Source organism: Streptomyces sp. NBC_00038, assembly GCF_026343635.1.
GTDB lineage: Bacteria > Actinomycetota > Actinomycetes > Streptomycetales > Streptomycetaceae > Streptomyces.
In genome coordinates this window covers 6,512,584-6,530,193 of record NZ_JAPELQ010000001.1, presented here as the reverse complement: position 1 = coordinate 6,530,193, position 17,610 = coordinate 6,512,584, and the positions used below count along the sequence as shown (strand labels likewise).

The 17,610-nt window shown below is 71.8% G+C and carries 13 protein-coding genes; 3 read left to right on the top strand and 10 right to left on the bottom strand.

The genetic code is table 11. The features are described 5' to 3' along the window. Nucleotides 1–192: 192 nt before the first annotated feature. Entirely contained in the window at nt 193–624 is a 432-nt protein-coding gene (locus tag OG219_RS29695; protein WP_266831550.1) for a peptidoglycan-binding protein, read from the top strand. An 89-nt stretch (nt 625–713) separates the two neighbouring features. Here OG219_RS29695 and purH read toward each other — a convergent pair whose 3' ends face one another. Further along, the gene (gene purH, locus OG219_RS29690; RefSeq protein ID WP_266831548.1) at nt 714–2,282 is read right to left on the bottom strand and encodes a bifunctional phosphoribosylaminoimidazolecarboxamide formyltransferase/IMP cyclohydrolase; all 1,569 of its coding nucleotides are present in this window, start codon (nt 2,280–2,282) and stop codon (nt 714–716) included. Beyond that, nucleotides 2,279–2,905: a phosphoribosylglycinamide formyltransferase gene (gene purN / locus OG219_RS29685; protein ID WP_266831546.1), complete on the bottom strand. Its 627-nt coding sequence runs from the start codon at nt 2,903–2,905 to the stop codon at nt 2,279–2,281. Before purN ends, purH begins: the two co-directional genes overlap by 4 nt. 428 nt (nt 2,906–3,333) lie before the next feature. Here purN and OG219_RS29680 point away from each other — a divergent pair, with 428 nt between their 5' ends. Next, a complete protein-coding gene (locus OG219_RS29680; RefSeq protein WP_266831544.1) occupies nt 3,334–4,218 on the top strand; it encodes a hypothetical protein in 885 nt (294 codons plus the stop codon). 245 nt (nt 4,219–4,463) lie between these two features. Here OG219_RS29680 and OG219_RS29675 read toward each other — a convergent pair whose 3' ends face one another. Beyond that, the gene (locus OG219_RS29675) at nt 4,464–6,053 is read right to left on the bottom strand and encodes a DUF6350 family protein (RefSeq protein WP_266831542.1); all 1,590 of its coding nucleotides are present in this window, start codon (nt 6,051–6,053) and stop codon (nt 4,464–4,466) included. Between the two features lie 108 nt (nt 6,054–6,161). Between OG219_RS29675 and OG219_RS29670 the strand changes: the two genes are divergently transcribed. Then, on the top strand, nt 6,162–7,382 hold the full coding sequence (locus tag OG219_RS29670) for a helix-turn-helix domain-containing protein (protein ID WP_266836273.1): 1,221 nt from the start codon (nt 6,162–6,164) through the stop codon (nt 7,380–7,382). A 73-nt stretch (nt 7,383–7,455) separates the two neighbouring features. Here the strand turns inward: OG219_RS29670 and sucD are convergent, their stop codons facing one another. The 7 genes from sucD to OG219_RS29635 all read right to left on the bottom strand — a co-directional run bounded on the left by sucD (nt 7,456) and on the right by OG219_RS29635 (nt 17,501). Next, entirely contained in the window at nt 7,456–8,340 is an 885-nt protein-coding gene (sucD, locus tag OG219_RS29665; RefSeq protein ID WP_266831540.1) for a succinate--CoA ligase subunit alpha, read from the bottom strand. A 21-nt stretch (nt 8,341–8,361) separates the two neighbouring features. Beyond that, the gene (gene sucC / locus OG219_RS29660) at nt 8,362–9,540 is read right to left on the bottom strand and encodes an ADP-forming succinate--CoA ligase subunit beta (RefSeq protein WP_266831538.1); all 1,179 of its coding nucleotides are present in this window, start codon (nt 9,538–9,540) and stop codon (nt 8,362–8,364) included. Between the two features lie 493 nt (nt 9,541–10,033). After that, nucleotides 10,034–11,305, bottom strand: a complete 1,272-nt coding sequence (locus OG219_RS29655; RefSeq protein ID WP_266831536.1) for a hypothetical protein — start codon at nt 11,303–11,305, stop codon at nt 10,034–10,036. Between the two features lie 157 nt (nt 11,306–11,462). Continuing rightward, nucleotides 11,463–12,557 carry a hypothetical protein gene (locus OG219_RS29650; RefSeq protein ID WP_266831534.1) on the bottom strand — a complete coding sequence of 365 codons (1,095 nt, stop codon included), beginning with the start codon at nt 12,555–12,557 and terminating at the stop codon, nt 11,463–11,465. A 182-nt stretch (nt 12,558–12,739) separates the two neighbouring features. Beyond that, the gene (locus OG219_RS29645; protein ID WP_266831532.1) at nt 12,740–13,945 is read right to left on the bottom strand and encodes a VWA domain-containing protein; all 1,206 of its coding nucleotides are present in this window, start codon (nt 13,943–13,945) and stop codon (nt 12,740–12,742) included. Beyond that, the gene (locus OG219_RS29640; RefSeq protein WP_266831531.1) at nt 13,942–16,362 is read right to left on the bottom strand and encodes a DUF5682 family protein; all 2,421 of its coding nucleotides are present in this window, start codon (nt 16,360–16,362) and stop codon (nt 13,942–13,944) included. Before OG219_RS29640 ends, OG219_RS29645 begins: the two co-directional genes overlap by 4 nt. Further along, on the bottom strand, nt 16,359–17,501 hold the full coding sequence (locus OG219_RS29635) for an AAA family ATPase (RefSeq protein ID WP_266831529.1): 1,143 nt from the start codon (nt 17,499–17,501) through the stop codon (nt 16,359–16,361). The genes OG219_RS29640 and OG219_RS29635 overlap by 4 nt, the downstream gene beginning before the upstream one ends. Nucleotides 17,502–17,610 lie beyond the last annotated feature (109 nt).

Here is a 17,610-nt window from a genome sequence, read left to right as displayed (position 1 = left end):
TGGGTCGGTCCCTGACACTTCCAGCGGAGCGCCGGGTTCTGCACCCGGGTATGCGCCATTCCGCCGCGCCCGCCCACGCACGGCGGTCGGCACCGGAGCGCGGGCACCCTGAAATGTTCGAGGTTCCGTCCGTCCGCCCCTCCGTTGAGAGTGGTGCCGCTACCGGCCCATACCAACGGGGAAGGAACACCCATGAACGTCCGCGCACTTCGCGCCAAGGCAGGGCTCTCGGCCGCTGCCGTCGCACTCGCCGGTGTCGGGCTCGCCGTCACCACGGCGACGCCCGCATCCGCTCTCAGCGCCTGCTCCGGCAGCAAGACCCTCTACACGGCCTCGGGGGCGCTGGCCAACCTCCCGGCTCTCAACGGCTCCATCTACAACTGCCAGCTGGCCCAGGGCAATGCCGGAACCGGAGTGAAGCGCCTGCAGCTCGCGCTCAACCTCTGCTACGACCGCGACCTGGACCTGGACGGGATCTTCGGCCCCGCCACCAAGGCCGCACTCGTGTACGCGCAGGGGAAGGCCGGCACCGCGGCCGACGGCATCTACGGGCCCAACACGCGCGACGCCATCAAGTGGCCGTGGTGGACCGAGGCGTACTACAGCTGCTACAAGCGCCCGTAACGACCACAGCGGGCCACGACGGACGGCAGGCCGCACCCGGGGGGATGCGGCCTGCCGTTCGCATGCGTGGAGGAACTCAGTGGCGGAACTCAGTGGAAGAAGTGCCGCGTCCCCGTGAAGTACATCGTCACGCCCGCCTTCTTCGCGGCCTCGATCACCAGCTCGTCGCGGACCGAACCGCCGGGCTGGACCACGGCCCTGACGCCCGCCTCGGTGAGGATCTCCAGGCCGTCGGGGAACGGGAAGAACGCGTCGGAGGCCGCGTACGAGCCGCGGGCGCGCTCGGCGCCCGCGCGCTCCACCGCCAGCTTGGCGGAGTCGACGCGGTTGACCTGGCCCATGCCGACGCCGACGGAGGCGCCGTCCTTGGCGAGGAGGATCGCGTTGGACTTGACGGCGCGGCAGGCCTTCCAGGCGAAGGCCAGCTCGTCCAGCTCACCCTGGCTGAGCGCGTCGCCGGTGGCCAGGGTCCAGCTCACCGGGTTGTCGCCGTCGGCCTGGAGGCGGTCGGTCGCCTGGAGCAGCGCGCCGCCGTCGATCTGCTTGACCTCGACCGGGTTCTTCGGGCCGTGGTGGGCGCGCAGCACGCGGATGTTCTTCTTCTTGGTGAGGGCTTCGAGGGCGCCGTCCTCGTACTCGGGCGCCACGATGACCTCGGTGAAGATGTCGGCGACCTGCTCCGCCATCTCCTTCGTCACCGGCCGGTTGACCGCGATGACGCCGCCGAACGCGGACAGCGGGTCACAGGCGTGCGCCTTGCGGTGCGCCTCGGCGACACTCGACGCGACCGCGATACCGCACGGGTTGGCGTGCTTGATGATCGCGACGCACGGGTCGTCGTGGTCGTACGCGGCACGGCGCGCGGCGTCCGTGTCCGTGAAGTTGTTGTACGACATCTCCTTGCCGTGCAGCTGCTCGGCCTCCGCCAGGCCGCCCGTGCCGTCGACGTACAGCGCGGCACCCTGGTGGGGGTTCTCGCCGTAGCGCAGGGTGTTCTTGCGCTCGTAGGTGTGACCCAGGAAGTCGGGGAGGCCGCTGTCGTCGGCGGCCGCGTAGTCGGCCGCGAACCAGCTCGCCACCGCCACGTCGTACGCGGCCGTGTGCTGGAAGGCTTCGGCGGCGAGCCGCTTGCGGGTGGTGAGGTCGAAGCCGCCGTCCTTGACCGCGGCGAGGACGTCGGCGTACCGCGCGGGGCTGGTGACCACGGCGACCGAGGGGTGGTTCTTGGCGGCGGCGCGGACCATCGAGGGACCGCCGATGTCGATCTGCTCGACGCACTCGTCGGGCGACGCGCCGGAGGCGACGGTCTCGCGGAACGGGTAGAGGTTCACGACGACGAGCCCGAACGGCTCGACGCCGAGCTCCTCCAACTGGCGCTGGTGGTCGGGGAGTCGCAGGTCGGCGAGGATGCCCGCGTGGACCTTGGGGTGCAGGGTCTTGACGCGGCCGTCCAGGCACTCGGGGAAGCCGGTCAGCTCCTCGACCTTGGTGACGGGGACGCCCGCCGCGGCGATCTTCGAGGCGGTGGAGCCGGTGGAGACGAGCTCGACACCGGCCTCGTGCAGCCCGCGCGCCAGGTCTTCGAGGCCGGTCTTGTCGTACACGCTGATGAGCGCGCGTCGAATGGCCCGCTTGTTGCTCTCGGCGGTGGCGGTCACTGGATAACTACCTTTCGTCCCTCAATGCGATAGCCGTTGCGGGCGAGCCGCCCCACGACATCGACGAGCAGCCTTCGCTCGACTTCCTTGATGCGCTCGTGCAGAGCGCTCTCGTCGTCCTCGTCCCGGATCTCGACCACGCCCTGAGCGATGATCGGGCCGGTGTCGACGCCGTCGTCGACGAAGTGGACGGTGCATCCCGTGACCCTCGCGCCGTACGCGAGCGCGTCGCGTACGCCGTGGGCGCCGGGAAAACTGGGCAGCAGCGCGGGGTGCGTGTTGACGAACCGGCCGCCGAAGAGGGCGAGGAACTCCTTCCCCACGATCTTCATGAACCCGGCGGAGACGACGAGGTCGGGCTCGTGGGCGGCGGTCGCCCCGGCGAGCGCCGCGTCCCACTCCTCGCGGGTGTCGTAGTCCTTGACGCGGTTCACGAAGGTAGGCAGCCCGGCCCGCTCGGCGCGCGCGAGACCCTCGATACCGTCCCGGTCCGCGCCCACGGCGACGATCTCGGCCCCATAGGCCTCGGGCCCTGCCTCCGCGATGGCGTCGAGCAGTGCCTGCAGATTCGTACCTGATCCGGAGACCAGCACGACCAGCTTGGCCACGGGCTTGGCGGCCACGGTGGGGCCCTTTCTCGGGGGAGCGTTTGCACGGCCGGCTCGTTCTGCACCTTCGCTCACACTTGTACATTCGTACGAATGCATCGCGCCCCGGGATACGGGGAAGTCTACGAAGCGGCCGACCGTCAGCAACGATACCGGCACACCGGGCGGCCCCCACGGGACGGGGGCGTGGCCGGAAGGTAGCGTCTGGGGAGGATCCACCTGGGAACACCGTCCAGCACGGGGAACGCCTTGCGCACGCGGGGCGTTGATCTGGGGTGGGTACGTGAGAGTCCGGGGCGGTCGTCCCGGACTCGAAAGCCCGGGGCGCCAGTCCTGGGTACGCACGCCGAACGGTCGGCTGCCCGGGGCGCGAGTCACGGGCAGGCACGAAGCTCCGTGGACACGCCGCCCGCCAGAACCACCAAGGGGAAGACGCTCACCTGATGCCGGACCGCAGTCTCCGACTCCCTCCGCTCCTGCTGCGCGAGCGGCGCCCTTCGCCTGTGCCGCCGCGGGAAGGCGGGGGCGCACCCGACTCCGCCCCTTCGGGTGAGCACGGCTCGGCCGACGGCAACGGGGCCTCGGGCGGACAGGGCCCGGACGCTCCTCCCCCGAACTCCTCGGGCTCCTCCGGTTCATCTTCCTCGGGCTCGGACGACAATCCGTTCGCTCCGCCGCCGGAGGGGGCTCCCGACCGGCCGTGGCAGCCGCGGAGGCCCGCGAACGGGCAGGGCTCGGAGGGGTCGGGTTCGGGCGAGCACGGTGACCCCGACGGGCAGTCCCCGTGGGGCAGCCAGTGGAGCGACCGGCAGCCGGGGCCGTCCAGCGGCGGTGGTTTCGGCGACCGTCCCGGTGCGCCCCAGGGACAAGGTCAGGGTCAGGGCGGTCCGGAGGGGTCCGGCGGTGGTCCGGGTTCCGGGATGCGCTGGGACCCGACGGATCCGGCGCAGCGCCGGGCGCGCTTCGCCCTGCTCTCCGGTATGTGGGCGTTCTTCTTCGCCCTCTTCAGCTGGCCGTACGTGGCTCTGCTACTCGGCTCGCTCGCCATCTACTGGGGCGTCAGCGCGCTGCGCGCCAAGCCCCGTACCCCGGATCCGGACAGCCCGGCCCCGGACCCTGCCAACGCCCGGCCCCAGAAGTCCGCCGCGGTGAGCGGCCTGGTCACCGCGTCCCTCGCCATCGCCATGGTCGCCGCCGGCTACACCGCCCAGCTCGTCTACAGCGACTACTACACCTGCACCAACGACGCCCTCACGAACGTCGCGAAGGAGTCCTGCAACGACCTTCTGCCGAAGGAGTTGCGGGGGGTGCTGGGGACGCAGGGGTAGGTTTTTCGCCCCCTCCGCCCCTACCCGTCCCTTGCTTCCTGGGGGCTGCCGCCCCCAGACCCCCGCTTCGGCCTGGACGGCCTCGTCCTCAAACGCCGGACGGGCTAAAGATTTTTAGCCCGTCCGGCGTTTGAGGAGCGGGGGTCCAGGGGGCGGAGCCCCTTGGCGGGGTCTGGGGCGGAGCCCCAGGAACAAGGGACGGGTAGGGGCGGAGGGGGCGAAAACCCACCCCCAGCCCCCGCGCCTCACCTCGACTCCGGCGGCTCCAACGGCTCCAACGGCTCCAACGGCTCCACAGGAGCGGACGCCTCCCTCAGCGCCGCCCAGCGCGCCTCACGAGGCACATCCTCGTGCCACGGCGACCCCGTGGCATCGGATGGCAGGAAGTCATACAGCTCAAGGCCGGCGTCGGCCGCCGCCTGCTGGACATCGGACCGGGACCCCTCCGGGGCCCGAGCCGGAGGGGTCCCGTCCCTGTCGCCCCGCGAGAGCCACGACGGCAACGACACCCCCACCCGCCAAACCCTCGGCACCCGAACCCGCCACCCCCGAACCCCCACCACCGCCGGGACCCCAACCCCCACCGTCCACAACCCCGCCGCAGCCCCCACCTGCCACCACACCGGCCCGAAATGAGCCAGCCCCCCAACCCCGAGCGCCCCCCCGGCCATCCCGGCCAGCACCGCAAGCACCACCCCGCACAACCCGGCCGCGAGCAGCACACAGCAAACGGCCCGCCCCCGGGACCACACCACCCCACCCCCCGGCACCGCCGAAGCCACCACGAACCACGCCACCGTCACCCCCGCAGCCACCGGCACAACCCCACCCACCCAGCTCAACGACGCCCCCGCCCCCACCCCCGGCACCGCGGCCAACAGCGGAAAGGCCGGCAGCAGCGCCCCCGGCGCAGCCGAGGACAACGGCCCCGCCACCTGCCCCGCCCCCAGGACGACCCCGGGCCCGAGCCCGTACGCCGCCCCCCACACCGCGGCGTTCGGCACCAGCGCCACACTCAGCAGCAGCACGGCGAAGCGCCCCGACCACACCTCGGTGAGCTGAAGGAACGAACCCCGGGCCGCACCCCCGTGCCACACCAGCGACACGGCCACGAGCAACGCCCCTCCCCCGACCAGCACCGCCACCCCGGCCCCGGCGGCCCACGCCGCGCTCGCAAGGAACCGACGGGCCTCCGGCTCAAGCACATGGGCGTCCACGTGACGACGTACACCCGAAGGCAGGGCATCGAGCCCCCGGCGCCCCCACGGGGGCATGGGCCCACGCGGACGGCCGTACGCCGTCCACACCCCCGCCCCCGCCGCCCCCGCGGCAAGCAGCGGCAGGCATACCGCGGTCCACACCCAGGAGGGCCGCAACTCCCCGCCCGAGGCGTACAGCGCGGCGGCGGCGCCGACGGACAGATATCCGGCGACGACCCCCGCCCACGCCGTGGGCGGCGCGGCTTCCGACTCGGCATCGGCTGCGTCGCGGCCCGCCCGGTGCAGCAGCCACACCGGCAGCACGACGAGAAGCAGCGGTGTGACACCCACCGGCATGGGCACTCCGGAGAGGGTGTCGGTGCGGACGAGTTCGACGCCGTGGGCCAGCAGCCAGAGGGCCGCGGCCACGTGCAGCGCGCCGCCCGGTCCGCTGTCGGGGTAGGGGGAGCTGATCCACAGCACCATGACGAGGACGGCGAACGAGCCGAGTCCGAGCCCCGCTGCGAGGGCGCCACCCAGGAGGCTGGCGGCCAGTCCGGGGGATCGGTCGCGCATCCGGGTGAGCAGGGGCGGCAACGACAGCCTGCGGTCGGTCATTTGGGTCACGCACGTCATGCTCCCAACGACACGCGCTTTCTCGTCGTAACAGGCGAACCCCGGATGTGTCGCTCAATATGCAGTTATGTACTTTTTCGTACGAAGGGGCGCGCTGTGGAGTCCGAGCTGACACAGAGTCATGCGCCCCCGCTGCCGTCCCCCAAGGAGCGCCGCCGCCTGCGCGAGGCCAAGTCGCTGAGCCAGGCCGACGTTGCCGACAAAGTGGGCGTCACCCGCGAGACGGTGCGCTCGTGGGAGACCGGCCGTACGACACCACGCGGGCACAAGCGGGAAGCGTACGTGGAGCTGCTGACGTCGCCGGATCCGGCGACGACCACCGCCGGCGCCGAGGACGGGACCGGCGTCAAGGCCGAAGCCGAGGCCGAGGTGACCGCCCGTCAGGAGCCGCACATCGAAGCCGAGGCGGAATCCAGGGCCGAAGCCGAAGCGGACTCCAAAGAGGACTCCAAAGAGGACTCCGAAGGGGATTCTGAAGGGGATTCTGAAGGGGATGCCGAAGAAGAACCCGAACCCGCTCCCCCGCCCCCCGCCCTGACACCGCCTCAGGCCTTCGACGCCCTCTACGCGTTCTGCACCCCCGCCCTCGTCCGGCAGACGTATCTGCTCACCGGGCGGCGCGAACTGGCGCGCGAGTCCGTCGAGCGGGCGTTCCAACTGGCCTGGCACCGCTGGCCCGAGGTGGCCGTGGACCGGGACCCGGCCGGGTGGGTGCGGGCGACGGCGTACGAGTACGCGCTCTCCCCCTGGCACCGGCTCCGCCCCCGCCACCGGCACCCCGAGGCGCCGCCCGCCGATGCGGCGGACCGCGCCCTGCTCGACGTATTCCTGAAGCTGCCGCCGATGTACCGGCGCACGCTGCTGCTGTACGACGGGATCGGGCTCGATCTGCCGGAGACCGCGGCCGAGACGGAGGCGAGCACGCCCACGGCGGCCAACCGGCTGCTGAACGCGCGCGAGGCCGTCGCCGAGCGCCTGCCGGAACTGGCCGCTCCCGACGAACTGCACCGGCGTCTCACCACGCTCGCCGCCACGGAGCGGCTGCGCGCGGCGAAACCCCGCTCCGTCCGCTACGGCAGCGAGCACCGCGCCCGCACCTGGACCCGCGCCGCCATCGCGTTCACGGTCCTGCTCATCGGCGCCACCTCGCTGACCCTGCGCACGGCCCCGGACCACTACGAGCCGCCCATGGCCCCCGGCGCGACGGTTCGCGGTGTGCCGCCCCGTGCCGCCTCCGGCCCGCTCTCCGACGATCAGCTGGAACTGCACGCCTTCCTCAAGTCGCAGATGGTGAGCGGCCCGGAGAGGCTGGTACCGGAGGCCCGCTGACCACGCCCGAGTACGCGGACGGGCCCGCACCCCGGTGAGGGGGTGCGGGCCCGTCCGTGCGTCGGGCGAGAAATCAGCCGTTGAGGATCTCGCGGGCCAGCTGCGCCGTCTCGGTCGGCGTCTTGCCGACCTTGACGCCCGCGGCCTCGAGGGCCTCCTTCTTGGCGGCGGCCGTGCCGGAGGAGCCGGAGACGATGGCGCCGGCGTGGCCCATGGTCTTGCCCTCGGGCGCGGTGAAGCCCGCGACGTAACCGACGACCGGCTTGGTCACGTTCTTCGCGATGAAGTCCGCGGCGCGCTCCTCGGCGTCGCCACCGATCTCACCGATCATCACGATCAGGTCGGTGTCGGGGTCGGCCTCGAAGGCGGCCAGCGCGTCGATGTGCGTGGTGCCGATGACGGGGTCGCCACCGATGCCCACGGCCGACGAGAAGCCGATGTCACGGAGCTCGTACATCATCTGGTACGTCAGCGTGCCGGACTTCGAGACCAGGCCGATACGGCCCGGCTTCGTGATGTCGCCCGGGATGATGCCGGCGTTCGACTGGCCCGGGGTGATGAGACCGGGGCAGTTCGGGCCGATGATGCGGGTCTTGTTGCCCTTCGACTTCGCGTACGCCCAGAAGGCGGCGGAGTCGTGGACGGCGATGCCCTCGGTGATGACGACCGCGAGGGGGATCTCGGCGTCGATGGCCTCGACCACGGCGGCCTTGGAGAAGGCCGGGGGCACGAAGAGGACGGACACGTTGGCGCCCGTCTTCTCGATCGCCTCGGCGACCGTGCCGAAGACCGGGATCTCGGTGCCGTCGATGTCGACGGACGTGCCCGCCTTGCGCGGGTTCACACCGCCGACGATGTTCGTGCCGTCGGCCAGCATGAGCTTGGTGTGCTTCATGCCCGTGGCACCGGTCATGCCCTGGACGATGACCTTGCTGTCCTTGTTGAGGAAGATAGCCATGGCGGTTGTTTCCCTCGTCCCTTACTTCGCAGCCGCGAGTTCGGCGGCCTTGTCGGCCGCGCCGTCCATGGTGTCCACGCGCTGCACCAGCGGGTGGTTGGCGTCCGACAGGATCTTGCGACCCAGCTCGGCGTTGTTGCCGTCGAGGCGCACGACGAGGGGCTTGGTGACGTCCTCGCCCTTGTCCTTGAGCAGCTGGAGGGCCTGGACGATGCCGTTGGCGACCTCGTCACAGGCGGTGATGCCACCGAAGACGTTGACGAAGACGGACTTGACGTCCGGGTCGCCGAGGATGATCTCCAGGCCGTTCGCCATGACCGCGGCGGAGGCGCCGCCGCCGATGTCGAGGAAGTTGGCCGGCTTCACGCCGCCGTGGTTCTCACCGGCGTACGCGACGACGTCGAGGGTGCTCATGACGAGACCCGCGCCGTTGCCGATGATGCCGACCTCACCGTCGAGCTTGACGTAGTTGAGGTTCTTCTCCTTGGCGGCGGCCTCGAGCGGGTTGGCCGAGTCCTTGTCCTCGAGCGCGGCGTGGTCCGGCTGGCGGAACTCCGCGTTCTCGTCCAGGGAGACCTTGCCGTCGAGGGCGATGACCTTGCCGGAGGCGACCTTGGCCAGCGGGTTGACCTCGACGAGGAGGGCGTCCTCCTTGATGAAGGTGTCCCACAGGGTCACGAGGATCTCGGCGACCTGCTCGGCGACCTCGGCCGGGAACTTCGCCTGGGCGACGATCTCGCGGGCCTTCTCGATGCTCACGCCTTCGTTGGCGTCGACCGGGACCTTCGCGAGGGCCTCCGGGTTCTCCTCCGCGACGACCTCGATCTCCACGCCGCCCTGCACGGACGCCATGGCGAGGAAGGTGCGGTTGGTGCGGTCGAGGAGGTACGAGACGTAGTACTCCTCGACGATCTCGGGCGCGGTCTCGGCGATCATCACCTTGTGGACCGTGTGGCCCTTGATGTCCATGCCGAGGATGTCCGTCGCGCGGGCGACGGCCTCGTCCGGGGTGGCGGCGAGCTTGACGCCGCCGGCCTTGCCTCGGCCACCGACCTTCACCTGCGCCTTGATGACGGACTTGCCGCCAAGACGCTCGGTCGCCTCGCGGGCTGCCTCAGGCGTGTCGATGACTTCACCGGCCAGCACCGGTACACCGTGCTTGGCGAAGAGGTCCCTCGCCTGGTACTCGAACAGGTCCACGCGCGTCCGTCCCTATCAGTGATCTCGCCGCTCTGCGGTCTGCTGTCTCCGTGGGCGTGCCGCGAAGGGCAACGTGACGTCAGCTGTCACAAGGGTGGCGCACACGGTGTCCGAGCGCGCGGCATGTCCGTCTCGCAGGTTATCGCCGCCGGACGCGGGTCCCTAAATCGCAGGTCACACCTGAGCGGTGATACCTGTCACAGATCCGCCCGGGAGGGGGACGCGAGGGGCGGGCAGGGCCTCGCCAGGCTGGGGTTTGCCTGGCGAGGCCCCTCTAACGGCCCCGAAGGGGCCCAGGGCGGGCGGTCTCCACCCCAATGGGGACCACCCGCCCTTCCGCGGGGTTCCGATCGGACGGACCGACGGCATTCGGCCGTCCGGGACCATCGCGCCCGCGGAGTCGGTGGGATTCGGTGGGATGCCGCACCAGGGCTCACCGGTCGTCATCGCCGACCGTCGCCGTCGTACGGCAGGGGGACCTCTGGTCAGACGGTCAGACGCCGTACGTCCCGTACTGGCCGTACTGGGCGTACTCGGCGTTCTGCGCGTAGCTCGGCGTGATCGAGTCGGCCACGTCCTGGACGCCGGTTACGGCGTTGCCCGCGAGGGGGCCGCCGGTGGCCTGGACGGTTCCGGTCAGGTCCTGCGCGAAGGAGCCGACCTGGCCGACGACACCGCCGGCGAACGGGTCGACCTCGCCGACCACACCGTCGGCCAACGGCCGCACGTCGCCCACGACGCCGTACGCGAGGGCGGTAGCGCTGCCCCCGACCCCCTGCACGGTCTCGACGACCGGCCGCACCGTCTCGACGACCGTCCGCACGACCGGCCGCACCGCGCCGACGACACCGCCGGCGAAGGGCTGCACGTCGTCGGTCACGACGCCCTGCGCGAAGGGTCCGACCTGCCCGACCACCCCGTACGCGAGCGGCGGGACCTCGCCCACGACACCGCCTGCGAAGGGCTGGACGTCGCCCACGACTCCGTACGCCAGCACGCCCGCGTCCCCGACGGCCTGCCCGGCGACCGGGACGACACCGTGCACGGCGGTCACGGCGACGGGCGGCAGGACGGAGGCGGTGTCGTCGGCGACCTGGCCGACGAGGCCGCCCGCGAGCGGCTGTACGTCGGCGACGGCGCCGTACGCGACGGTGCTCGCGTCGCCCGTGACGCCGTGCGCCAACGTCGTCGCGTCACCGGCGACGTCGTACGCGAGCGCGGTCACGTTGCCCACGGCCCCGTACGCCAGCGGCGTCACGTTCCCCACGGCGTGATCCACGACCGGGGTGACGCCCCGGACGGCGGTGGTGGCGACCGGCGGGACGACGGCGGTGGTGGTCTCATCGACGACCGGGTCCGCGAAGGCGGCGAGCGGGCCGAAGAGGTAGTCGATCTCGTCCTGCGGGGCGCTGACGTCGGCGACCGACTCGGTGGCCCTGGTCGTGGCCGTGGCCGCGGTGCGCTCCGCGGTGGTGGTGACGGCGGGGACCTTTGCCTGTGCGGCCTGTGCCGCCTGTGCGACCTGTGCGGCCTTGGTGCGGGTGACGCCCGAGGCGGTGCTCCGGACGTCGCTCGTGGCCTTCTCGACGACGCCGTCGGCGGTGTCGGTGACCGAGCCGACAGTGTCCGTGACGTCGAGGGTCGTGTCAGGCAGGGAGGCGGACGTCGAGGGCAGCTCGTCCGCGCTGGCGACGGCGGAACCGAGCGCCCACGCACCGGTGACACCGGCGGCTATGACGATGGAACGGCGGATGTTCTTGTTCATGCGTACGTCAATCCTTCGGGATTCCGAGACTTCGAGACATTCCGTGGGTTTCCGGGGCTTCCGGAGCTTCCGGTGGCTTCCATCCGGTGATCGGAGGAGGTCCGGACAGCGGGCAGACCTGCATCGCTCGCAAAGGCGAGCGCGAGGGGAGGGCTGCCTAGCCGGGGAAAACGGGAATGTCCCGGAACCTGTCCCGGGTCTCGGCCGCGGTCACAACCGCGGACGCGCCGGGCACGAGCCGAAGCGGCACCCGGTGGTAAGGAGTGACGGCATGCGCATCGCCGTGTCGCGACCCGCCGTTGTCGACCGCCGACTGGTTGCCCAGCGCGCCGGTCGGGTTGCCGGGAGGTGCCTGGTGCGCGGGGGCGGGCGCTTGCACGGGACGTACGCCTTGGCGGCCGCCGTGCGCATCGACGCCTTCGGCCTGCGCGCCTATTCGGGCGGGCCCGTACGCAGCCGTGGCCCCGGCGACGGTCCCCTGCTGCCCCGCAACACCCTCGTCCGCCCCGCCCCCGGCCGACTGCTGCGGCGCGGAACCGGCGGCGGGCGGAACCTGGCCGCCCACACCCGGAAGCGCCGGCAGGCCAGGCAGGGACGGGAGCTCGGACAGGGACGGCAATATCTCCGCCGTAGTTCCGGTCAGCCCGCCGGTAACCGTCTCCACCAGGTCACCGATCGGCAGTACGACATCGCCGACGACGGGTTGGACGACGAGCTCACCGACCGGCTGCACGACGTGCCGGACGGTTTCCGTGACCTGGGCCTGAACGGTGTCGACGGTGTCCGTGACGGGCGTCTGAACGGTGTCGACGACCTGGCCCGGGACGCTGTCGGTGAGGTGCGTGACGTTCGTGGGATGCGTGACGTGCGTGACATCCGTGACGGTGCTCGACAGGACCGAACCGGCCCCAAGGACCGAACTGCCCGCCGATTTCACAACATGCGCCACCGGCTTTTCCAGCGACTGCTCCACCGAACGCGTCACTGAACCGGTTACCGGCTTTGTCACCGACCCGGTAACCGAGCCCGTCACCGCACCGCTGATCGAGCCCGTAACCGAGTCCGTCACCGACTGAACGGCCGACACCGGTGTCGTCGGCGCCATCCCGTCCGCCGCGTGCGCCTGCTCTCCGAAGAGGAGCCCGAGGGCGAACAACCCGCCCGCCAGCAGCACCACTTGCAGCGCACGCCGTCCGACCGCCGTGCGCGTCACGCGCAGAGCGGCACCGGGCAGTGCGACTGACAAGGCCATGAGAAGGGGGTGCTTCCCGTGTGAAGGGTGTGAAGGCGCGTCGATCCTCGCACGCGCCTCCCAAGGCCGCGCAAGCCCCCTCTTGGCAATGCTCGTTCATGTCCGGATTTCAACTCTCCTCACTCGCCGTCCGGTCTCCTCATCCGGTGTCCGGTCTTCTCCTCATTCGGTGTCCGGTCTCCTCACCTGGTGTCCGGCACCGGCAACGGCCGCTTCTCGATCGCCGCCGCCATCACCTCGGGAAACAGATCGGGCGTGCACGCGAACGCCGGTGCGTCCAGCGCCGCGAGAGCCGCTGCGTGCTCACGGTCGTACGCCGGTGCCCCCTCGTCGGACAGCGCGAGCAGCGTCACGAACTGCACCCCCGACGCCTTCATCGCCGCGACCCGCTTCAGCATCTCGTTCCGTATCCCCCCTTCGTAGAGGTCGCTGATGAGCACGACGACCGTGTCCGCGGGCCGGGTGATCTGCGACTGGCAGTACGCGAGCGCCCTGTTGATGTCCGTACCGCCGCCGAGCTGCGTGCCGAAGAGGACGTCGACCGGGTCGTCGAGCTGGTCGGTGAGGTCGACGACGGCGGTGTCGAAGACGACGAGCCGGGTGGCGATGGACCGCATGGACGCGAGGACCGCGCCGAACACGGAGGCGTAGACGACGGACGCCGCCATCGATCCCGACTGGTCGATGCAGAGGATGACCTCCTTCTTCACGGACTGCGACGCCCGCCCGTAGCCGATCAGCCGCTCGGGCACGATCGTGCGGTACTCGGGCACGTAGTGCTTAAGGTTCGCCGCGATGGTGCGGTTCCAGTCGATGTCGTGGTGGCGGGGCCTGCTGATCCGGGCACTTCGGTCGAGGGCGCCGGTGAGCGTGGCCCGGGTGCGGGTGGCGAGCCGCTTCTCCAGGTCCTCGACGACCTTCCGTACGACGGCCCGCGCGGTCTCCTTGGTCGTCTCCGGCATGGCCTTGTTGAGGGAGAGGAGGGTGCCCACCAGATGCACGTCGGCCTCCACCGCCTCCAGCATCTCGGGCTCCAGCAGAAGGGCGGAGAGACCGAGTCTGTCGATGGCGTCCCGCTGCATGACCTGGACGACGGACGACGGGAAGTAGGTCCGGATGTCCCCGAGCCAGCGCGCGACGGACGGCGCGGACGCCCCGAGCCCGGCCGAACGGTCGCGCCCCGCCTGCCCCTTGCCTCCCTTCCCGTACAACGCGCCGAGCGCCCCGTCCATTGCGGCGTCCTGCCCGGAGAGGGCGCACCCGGTGCCGTCCGCCTCGTCGCCCCCGAGCACCAGCCGCCAGCGCCGCAGCCGCTCGTCCGTGGCGCCGGTCGCGGCGGTCGCGGCGGCCTCGGTGACTACGTCGGTCGTGTCCGCCGGTGCGGTCATCGGGCCACCTCCACAAGGTCGTTGTCGTCACTCACCTGGTCACCGACTTCGCCATCGCCGACTTCGCCATCGCCGCCGTCGGATTCGTCCAGCCCGAGCAGCAGACGCAGCACCGGCAGTACGGCGTCCGCGCGCTCGGGGTCGAGGTCGGGGGCGAACCCGGGTATCCCGGAGGCCGCTGCCATGGCACTCCCCCGCGCCCCCGGGCCGCGCCTGATCAGCTCGCCGAGCGTCCGGCGCACTCCGGCCTCGTACGCCGAGAACGTCCGCCGCAGCAGCGGCAGTACATCGGTGAACGCCTCCGCCGGCACCCCGGTCAGCCACGCGTCCACCAGCCCGAGCAGGCGCTCGTCGTGCATGAGCAGCATCCCGCCGCCGGAGCCGCCCCCGACGAACCCCTCGATCCAGGCGGCGGCGTCCCCCGGCGCCGTCCCCGGCGACAGCACGAGCCCCATGAGCCGGGCGGCCTCGTCCGGCGCCAACTCGCCCTCGTCGAGCAGCAGTCGTACGGCCCGTCCGCGGATCACCCCCGGCACGGTGTCGCGCCCGGCCAGCACCCGGAGCACGGAGTGCCAGCGGCCGCGTATGCCGCCACGGGACTCGGTGCCGCCCGTCTCCCCCAGCAGGCCCACCGCCCCCTGTACAGCGTCCACATGACGTCGCATCTCCTCCGCGGCCTCGGCATCGAGAGCCGCGCAGGCCGGTGGGAGCCCGACGAAGATCCGCTCGGCGAGGCCCACCGCGACATCGCTGAGGGCGTGTGTGTCCGTGCCGCGCACGTCGCCGTAGCGCAGCGAGCGGACCAGTGCGGGCAGGGCCTGGGCGAGATGGCCGACGTCGGCGTCGAGGGCCGCCCGGTCGGCGAGGACCCGCATGACCACGGGCAGCGCGTCCGGGAGTTCGGCGAGGAGGCAGCGCTCGGCGAGTGCCGTGACATCGGCCAGGGAGCCGGCGCCGATGGCGTCCGCGTCGGCCTTGGCGGTCGCGGCGGCGAGCACGGTGGTGCCCCACACCCCGGCCTCGGCGACCCGCACGGACAGCTCCGGCTCCCAGCGCAGCCGCCAGGCCTCGCGGAAGGTACCGGTGCTGCCGCGCGACGCGACGGGCTCGCCCCAGCCGATGCCCAGCAGCCGCAGCCGGTGCAGGAGTCTGCTGCGCCCGGCGTCGGTCTCCTTGCGCAGGTCGAGCTCCAACTCCCGCTCCATTGCCTCCGGTTTGAGCCGAAGCCGTCGCTGCAGCCGCGCCAGGTCGCGCTGCAGGGGCACCGCGGGTGCGGACTCCGGTACCTCCCCCATCACATCCCCGACCACGAGCCGGTCCCGCACGAGCGCGAGCGGCACGTCGGAGCCCTCGCACATCACAGCTCGTACGGCGTCGGTGGTCTCGGTCAGTCCCGGCAGCGGGCGGCCGCGCATCGCGGCGAGTGTGTCGGCGAGCCGCACCGCCTCGATGACGTGTGCGGACGAGACCATCCGGTCCTCGTCGCGCAGCAGCCGGGCGACCTTCGTCATCCAGCGCTCGACCGGGCGGTCCGGGGCGCCGAACAGATGCCCGTACCAACCCGGCGAGTCGATGCCCGCCCCGTACCCGCTGACCCGGGACAGCCGGCGGTGCGTCCACGGCACCCATGTCATGTCGGCCTTGGCCTTGGGCAGCCCCTTGAGCAGCGCCCGGTCGGCGCCGGCCGTGGTCTTCTGCCGCAGGGCGGGGACGTGCCAGGCCCCGCACACCACGGCCACGTCGTCCCCGAACTCCCGCTGCGCCGCCCGCACCTGGATCCGCATGTACGCCTCGCGCACCAGGTCCCGCTCGTGGCCCCCGACCCCGTACGCCTCCCGCAGCGCCCCCATCGCCTCCCCGAGTACGGCGAACGGCGCGAACGGATCGCCTCCCGCCACCCCGCCCCGGTGCTCGACCACGTCCTCCCACCACCGCTCGGGATCGTCGTAACCGGCGGTCTCCGCCAGCACGGCAAGGGGGTCGATACGGACGGCCTCGTCCGGAGACGAACCCTCCTCGTCCTCCGAAGCGGGTTCGTCCTTCCCCCATACCAGCGTGTGGGTGGCCGGAAGGTCGATGAACCGGGCCGGGACTCCCTGATCCAGGGCCCACCGGATCGCCACCCACTCCGGTGAGAACTCGGCAAGCGGCCAGAAGGCCGAGCGGCCGGGCTCGTCCACGACGTGGGCGAGGAGGGCGACGGGAGGACGCATCCCCTTCTCGGCGGCGAGCGGGATGAGTGCGTCCGCCTCCGGGGGCCCCTCGATCAGCACGACCCGGGGAGCGGCCGCCTCCAGCGCGGCCCGCACGGCCCGCGCCGACCCCGGCCCGTGATGCCGCACGCCGAGCAGCAGCGGCCCACCCTCCCGTACGCCGGAGACACGCTCCGGCTCCGCCTCCTGCTGGAGTCCGGTCATACGCTCACCTCCCGGCAGGCCCGGTAGAAGTCCTTCCACCCGTCCCGCTCGCGGACGACCGCCTCCAGGTACTCCTGCCAGATGACGCGGTCGGCCGCCGGGTCGCGGACGACGGCGCCGAGGATGCCGGCGGCGACGTCACTCGCACGCAGGACGCCGTCCCCGAAGTGGGCTGCCAGCGCGAGCCCGTTGGTGACGACGGAGATCGCCTCGGCGGTGGACAGCGTGCCGCTGGGTGACTTCAGCTTCGTACGCCCGTCGGCCGTGACTCCGTCGCGCAGCTCGCGGAAGACGGTGACGACGCGGCGGATCTCGTCGACGCCGTCGGGCGCGGCGGGCAGGTCGAGGGAGCGGCCGAGCTGGTCGACGCGGCGCGAGACGATGTCGACCTCGGCGTCGGCGCTCTCCGGCAGCGGCAGCACCACCGTGTTGAAGCGGCGGCGCAGCGCGCTCGACAGCTCGTTGACCCCGCGGTCGCGGTCGTTGGCCGTGGCGATCACGTTGAAGCCGCGGACGGCCTGCACCTCCGAGCCCAACTCCGGTATCGGCAGCGTCTTTTCCGACAGGATCGTGATGAGCGTGTCCTGCACGTCGGCGGGGATGCGGGTCAGCTCCTCGACACGCGCCGTCATCCCTTCCGCCATGGCGCGCATGACCGGGCTCGGCACCAGGGCGTCCCGGCTCGGCCCGTGCGCGAGCAGTTCGGCGTAGTTCCAGCCGTACCGGATCGCCTCCTCCGGCGTGCCGGCGGTGCCCTGTACGAGCAGTGTGGAGTCGCCGCTGACCGCGGCGGCCAGGTGCTCGGAGACCCAGGTCTTCGCGGTGCCGGGCACGCCGAGCAGGAGCAGGGCGCGGTCGGTGGCGAGCGTGGTGACGGCGACCTCGACGATGCGGCGCGGCCCCACGTACTTGGGTGTGATCACCGTGCCGTCCGGCAGCGTGCCGCCCTGCAGATACATCGCCACGGCCCACGGCGACAGCCGCCAGCGGGCCGGGCGGGGCCGGTCGTCCTGCGCGGCCAGCGCCGCGAGTTCGGCCGCGAAGGCGTCCTCGGCGTGCGGCCGCAACACCTCGCCCGCCGCCTCGCTCACGGACGGATCGACGGACGTGGTCCCAGTCGGCTCAACGGACACAGACATGGCTAGGTCCCCCCTCCAGCTCGGCCGGTTCGATCGGCCGGTTCGGACTGGTTCCACCGTGCACCATGCCACTGACAATGCGGCCTGACCTGCGCAAACGTGCTCGCGG

Bases quoted from the DNA above. Each gene is read 5' to 3' on its own strand.
- OG219_RS29655 (WP_266831536.1), bottom strand. From the start codon at position 11,305: ATGAACAAGAACATCCGCCGTTCCATCGTCATAGCCGCCGGTGTCACC.
- OG219_RS29635 (WP_266831529.1), bottom strand. From the start codon at position 17,501: ATGTCTGTGTCCGTTGAGCCGACTGGGACCACGTCCGTCGATCCGTCC.
- OG219_RS29695 (WP_266831550.1), top strand. From the start codon at position 193: ATGAACGTCCGCGCACTTCGCGCCAAGGCAGGGCTCTCGGCCGCTGCC.
- OG219_RS29640 (WP_266831531.1), bottom strand. From the start codon at position 16,362: ATGACCGGACTCCAGCAGGAGGCGGAGCCGGAGCGTGTCTCCGGCGTA.
- OG219_RS29645 (WP_266831532.1), bottom strand. From the start codon at position 13,945: ATGACCGCACCGGCGGACACGACCGACGTAGTCACCGAGGCCGCCGCG.
- sucD (WP_266831540.1), bottom strand. From the start codon at position 8,340: ATGGCTATCTTCCTCAACAAGGACAGCAAGGTCATCGTCCAGGGCATG.
- OG219_RS29675 (WP_266831542.1), bottom strand. From the start codon at position 6,053: ATGACGTGCGTGACCCAAATGACCGACCGCAGGCTGTCGTTGCCGCCC.
- OG219_RS29650 (WP_266831534.1), bottom strand. From the start codon at position 12,557: ATGGCCTTGTCAGTCGCACTGCCCGGTGCCGCTCTGCGCGTGACGCGC.
- OG219_RS29680 (WP_266831544.1), top strand. From the start codon at position 3,334: ATGCCGGACCGCAGTCTCCGACTCCCTCCGCTCCTGCTGCGCGAGCGG.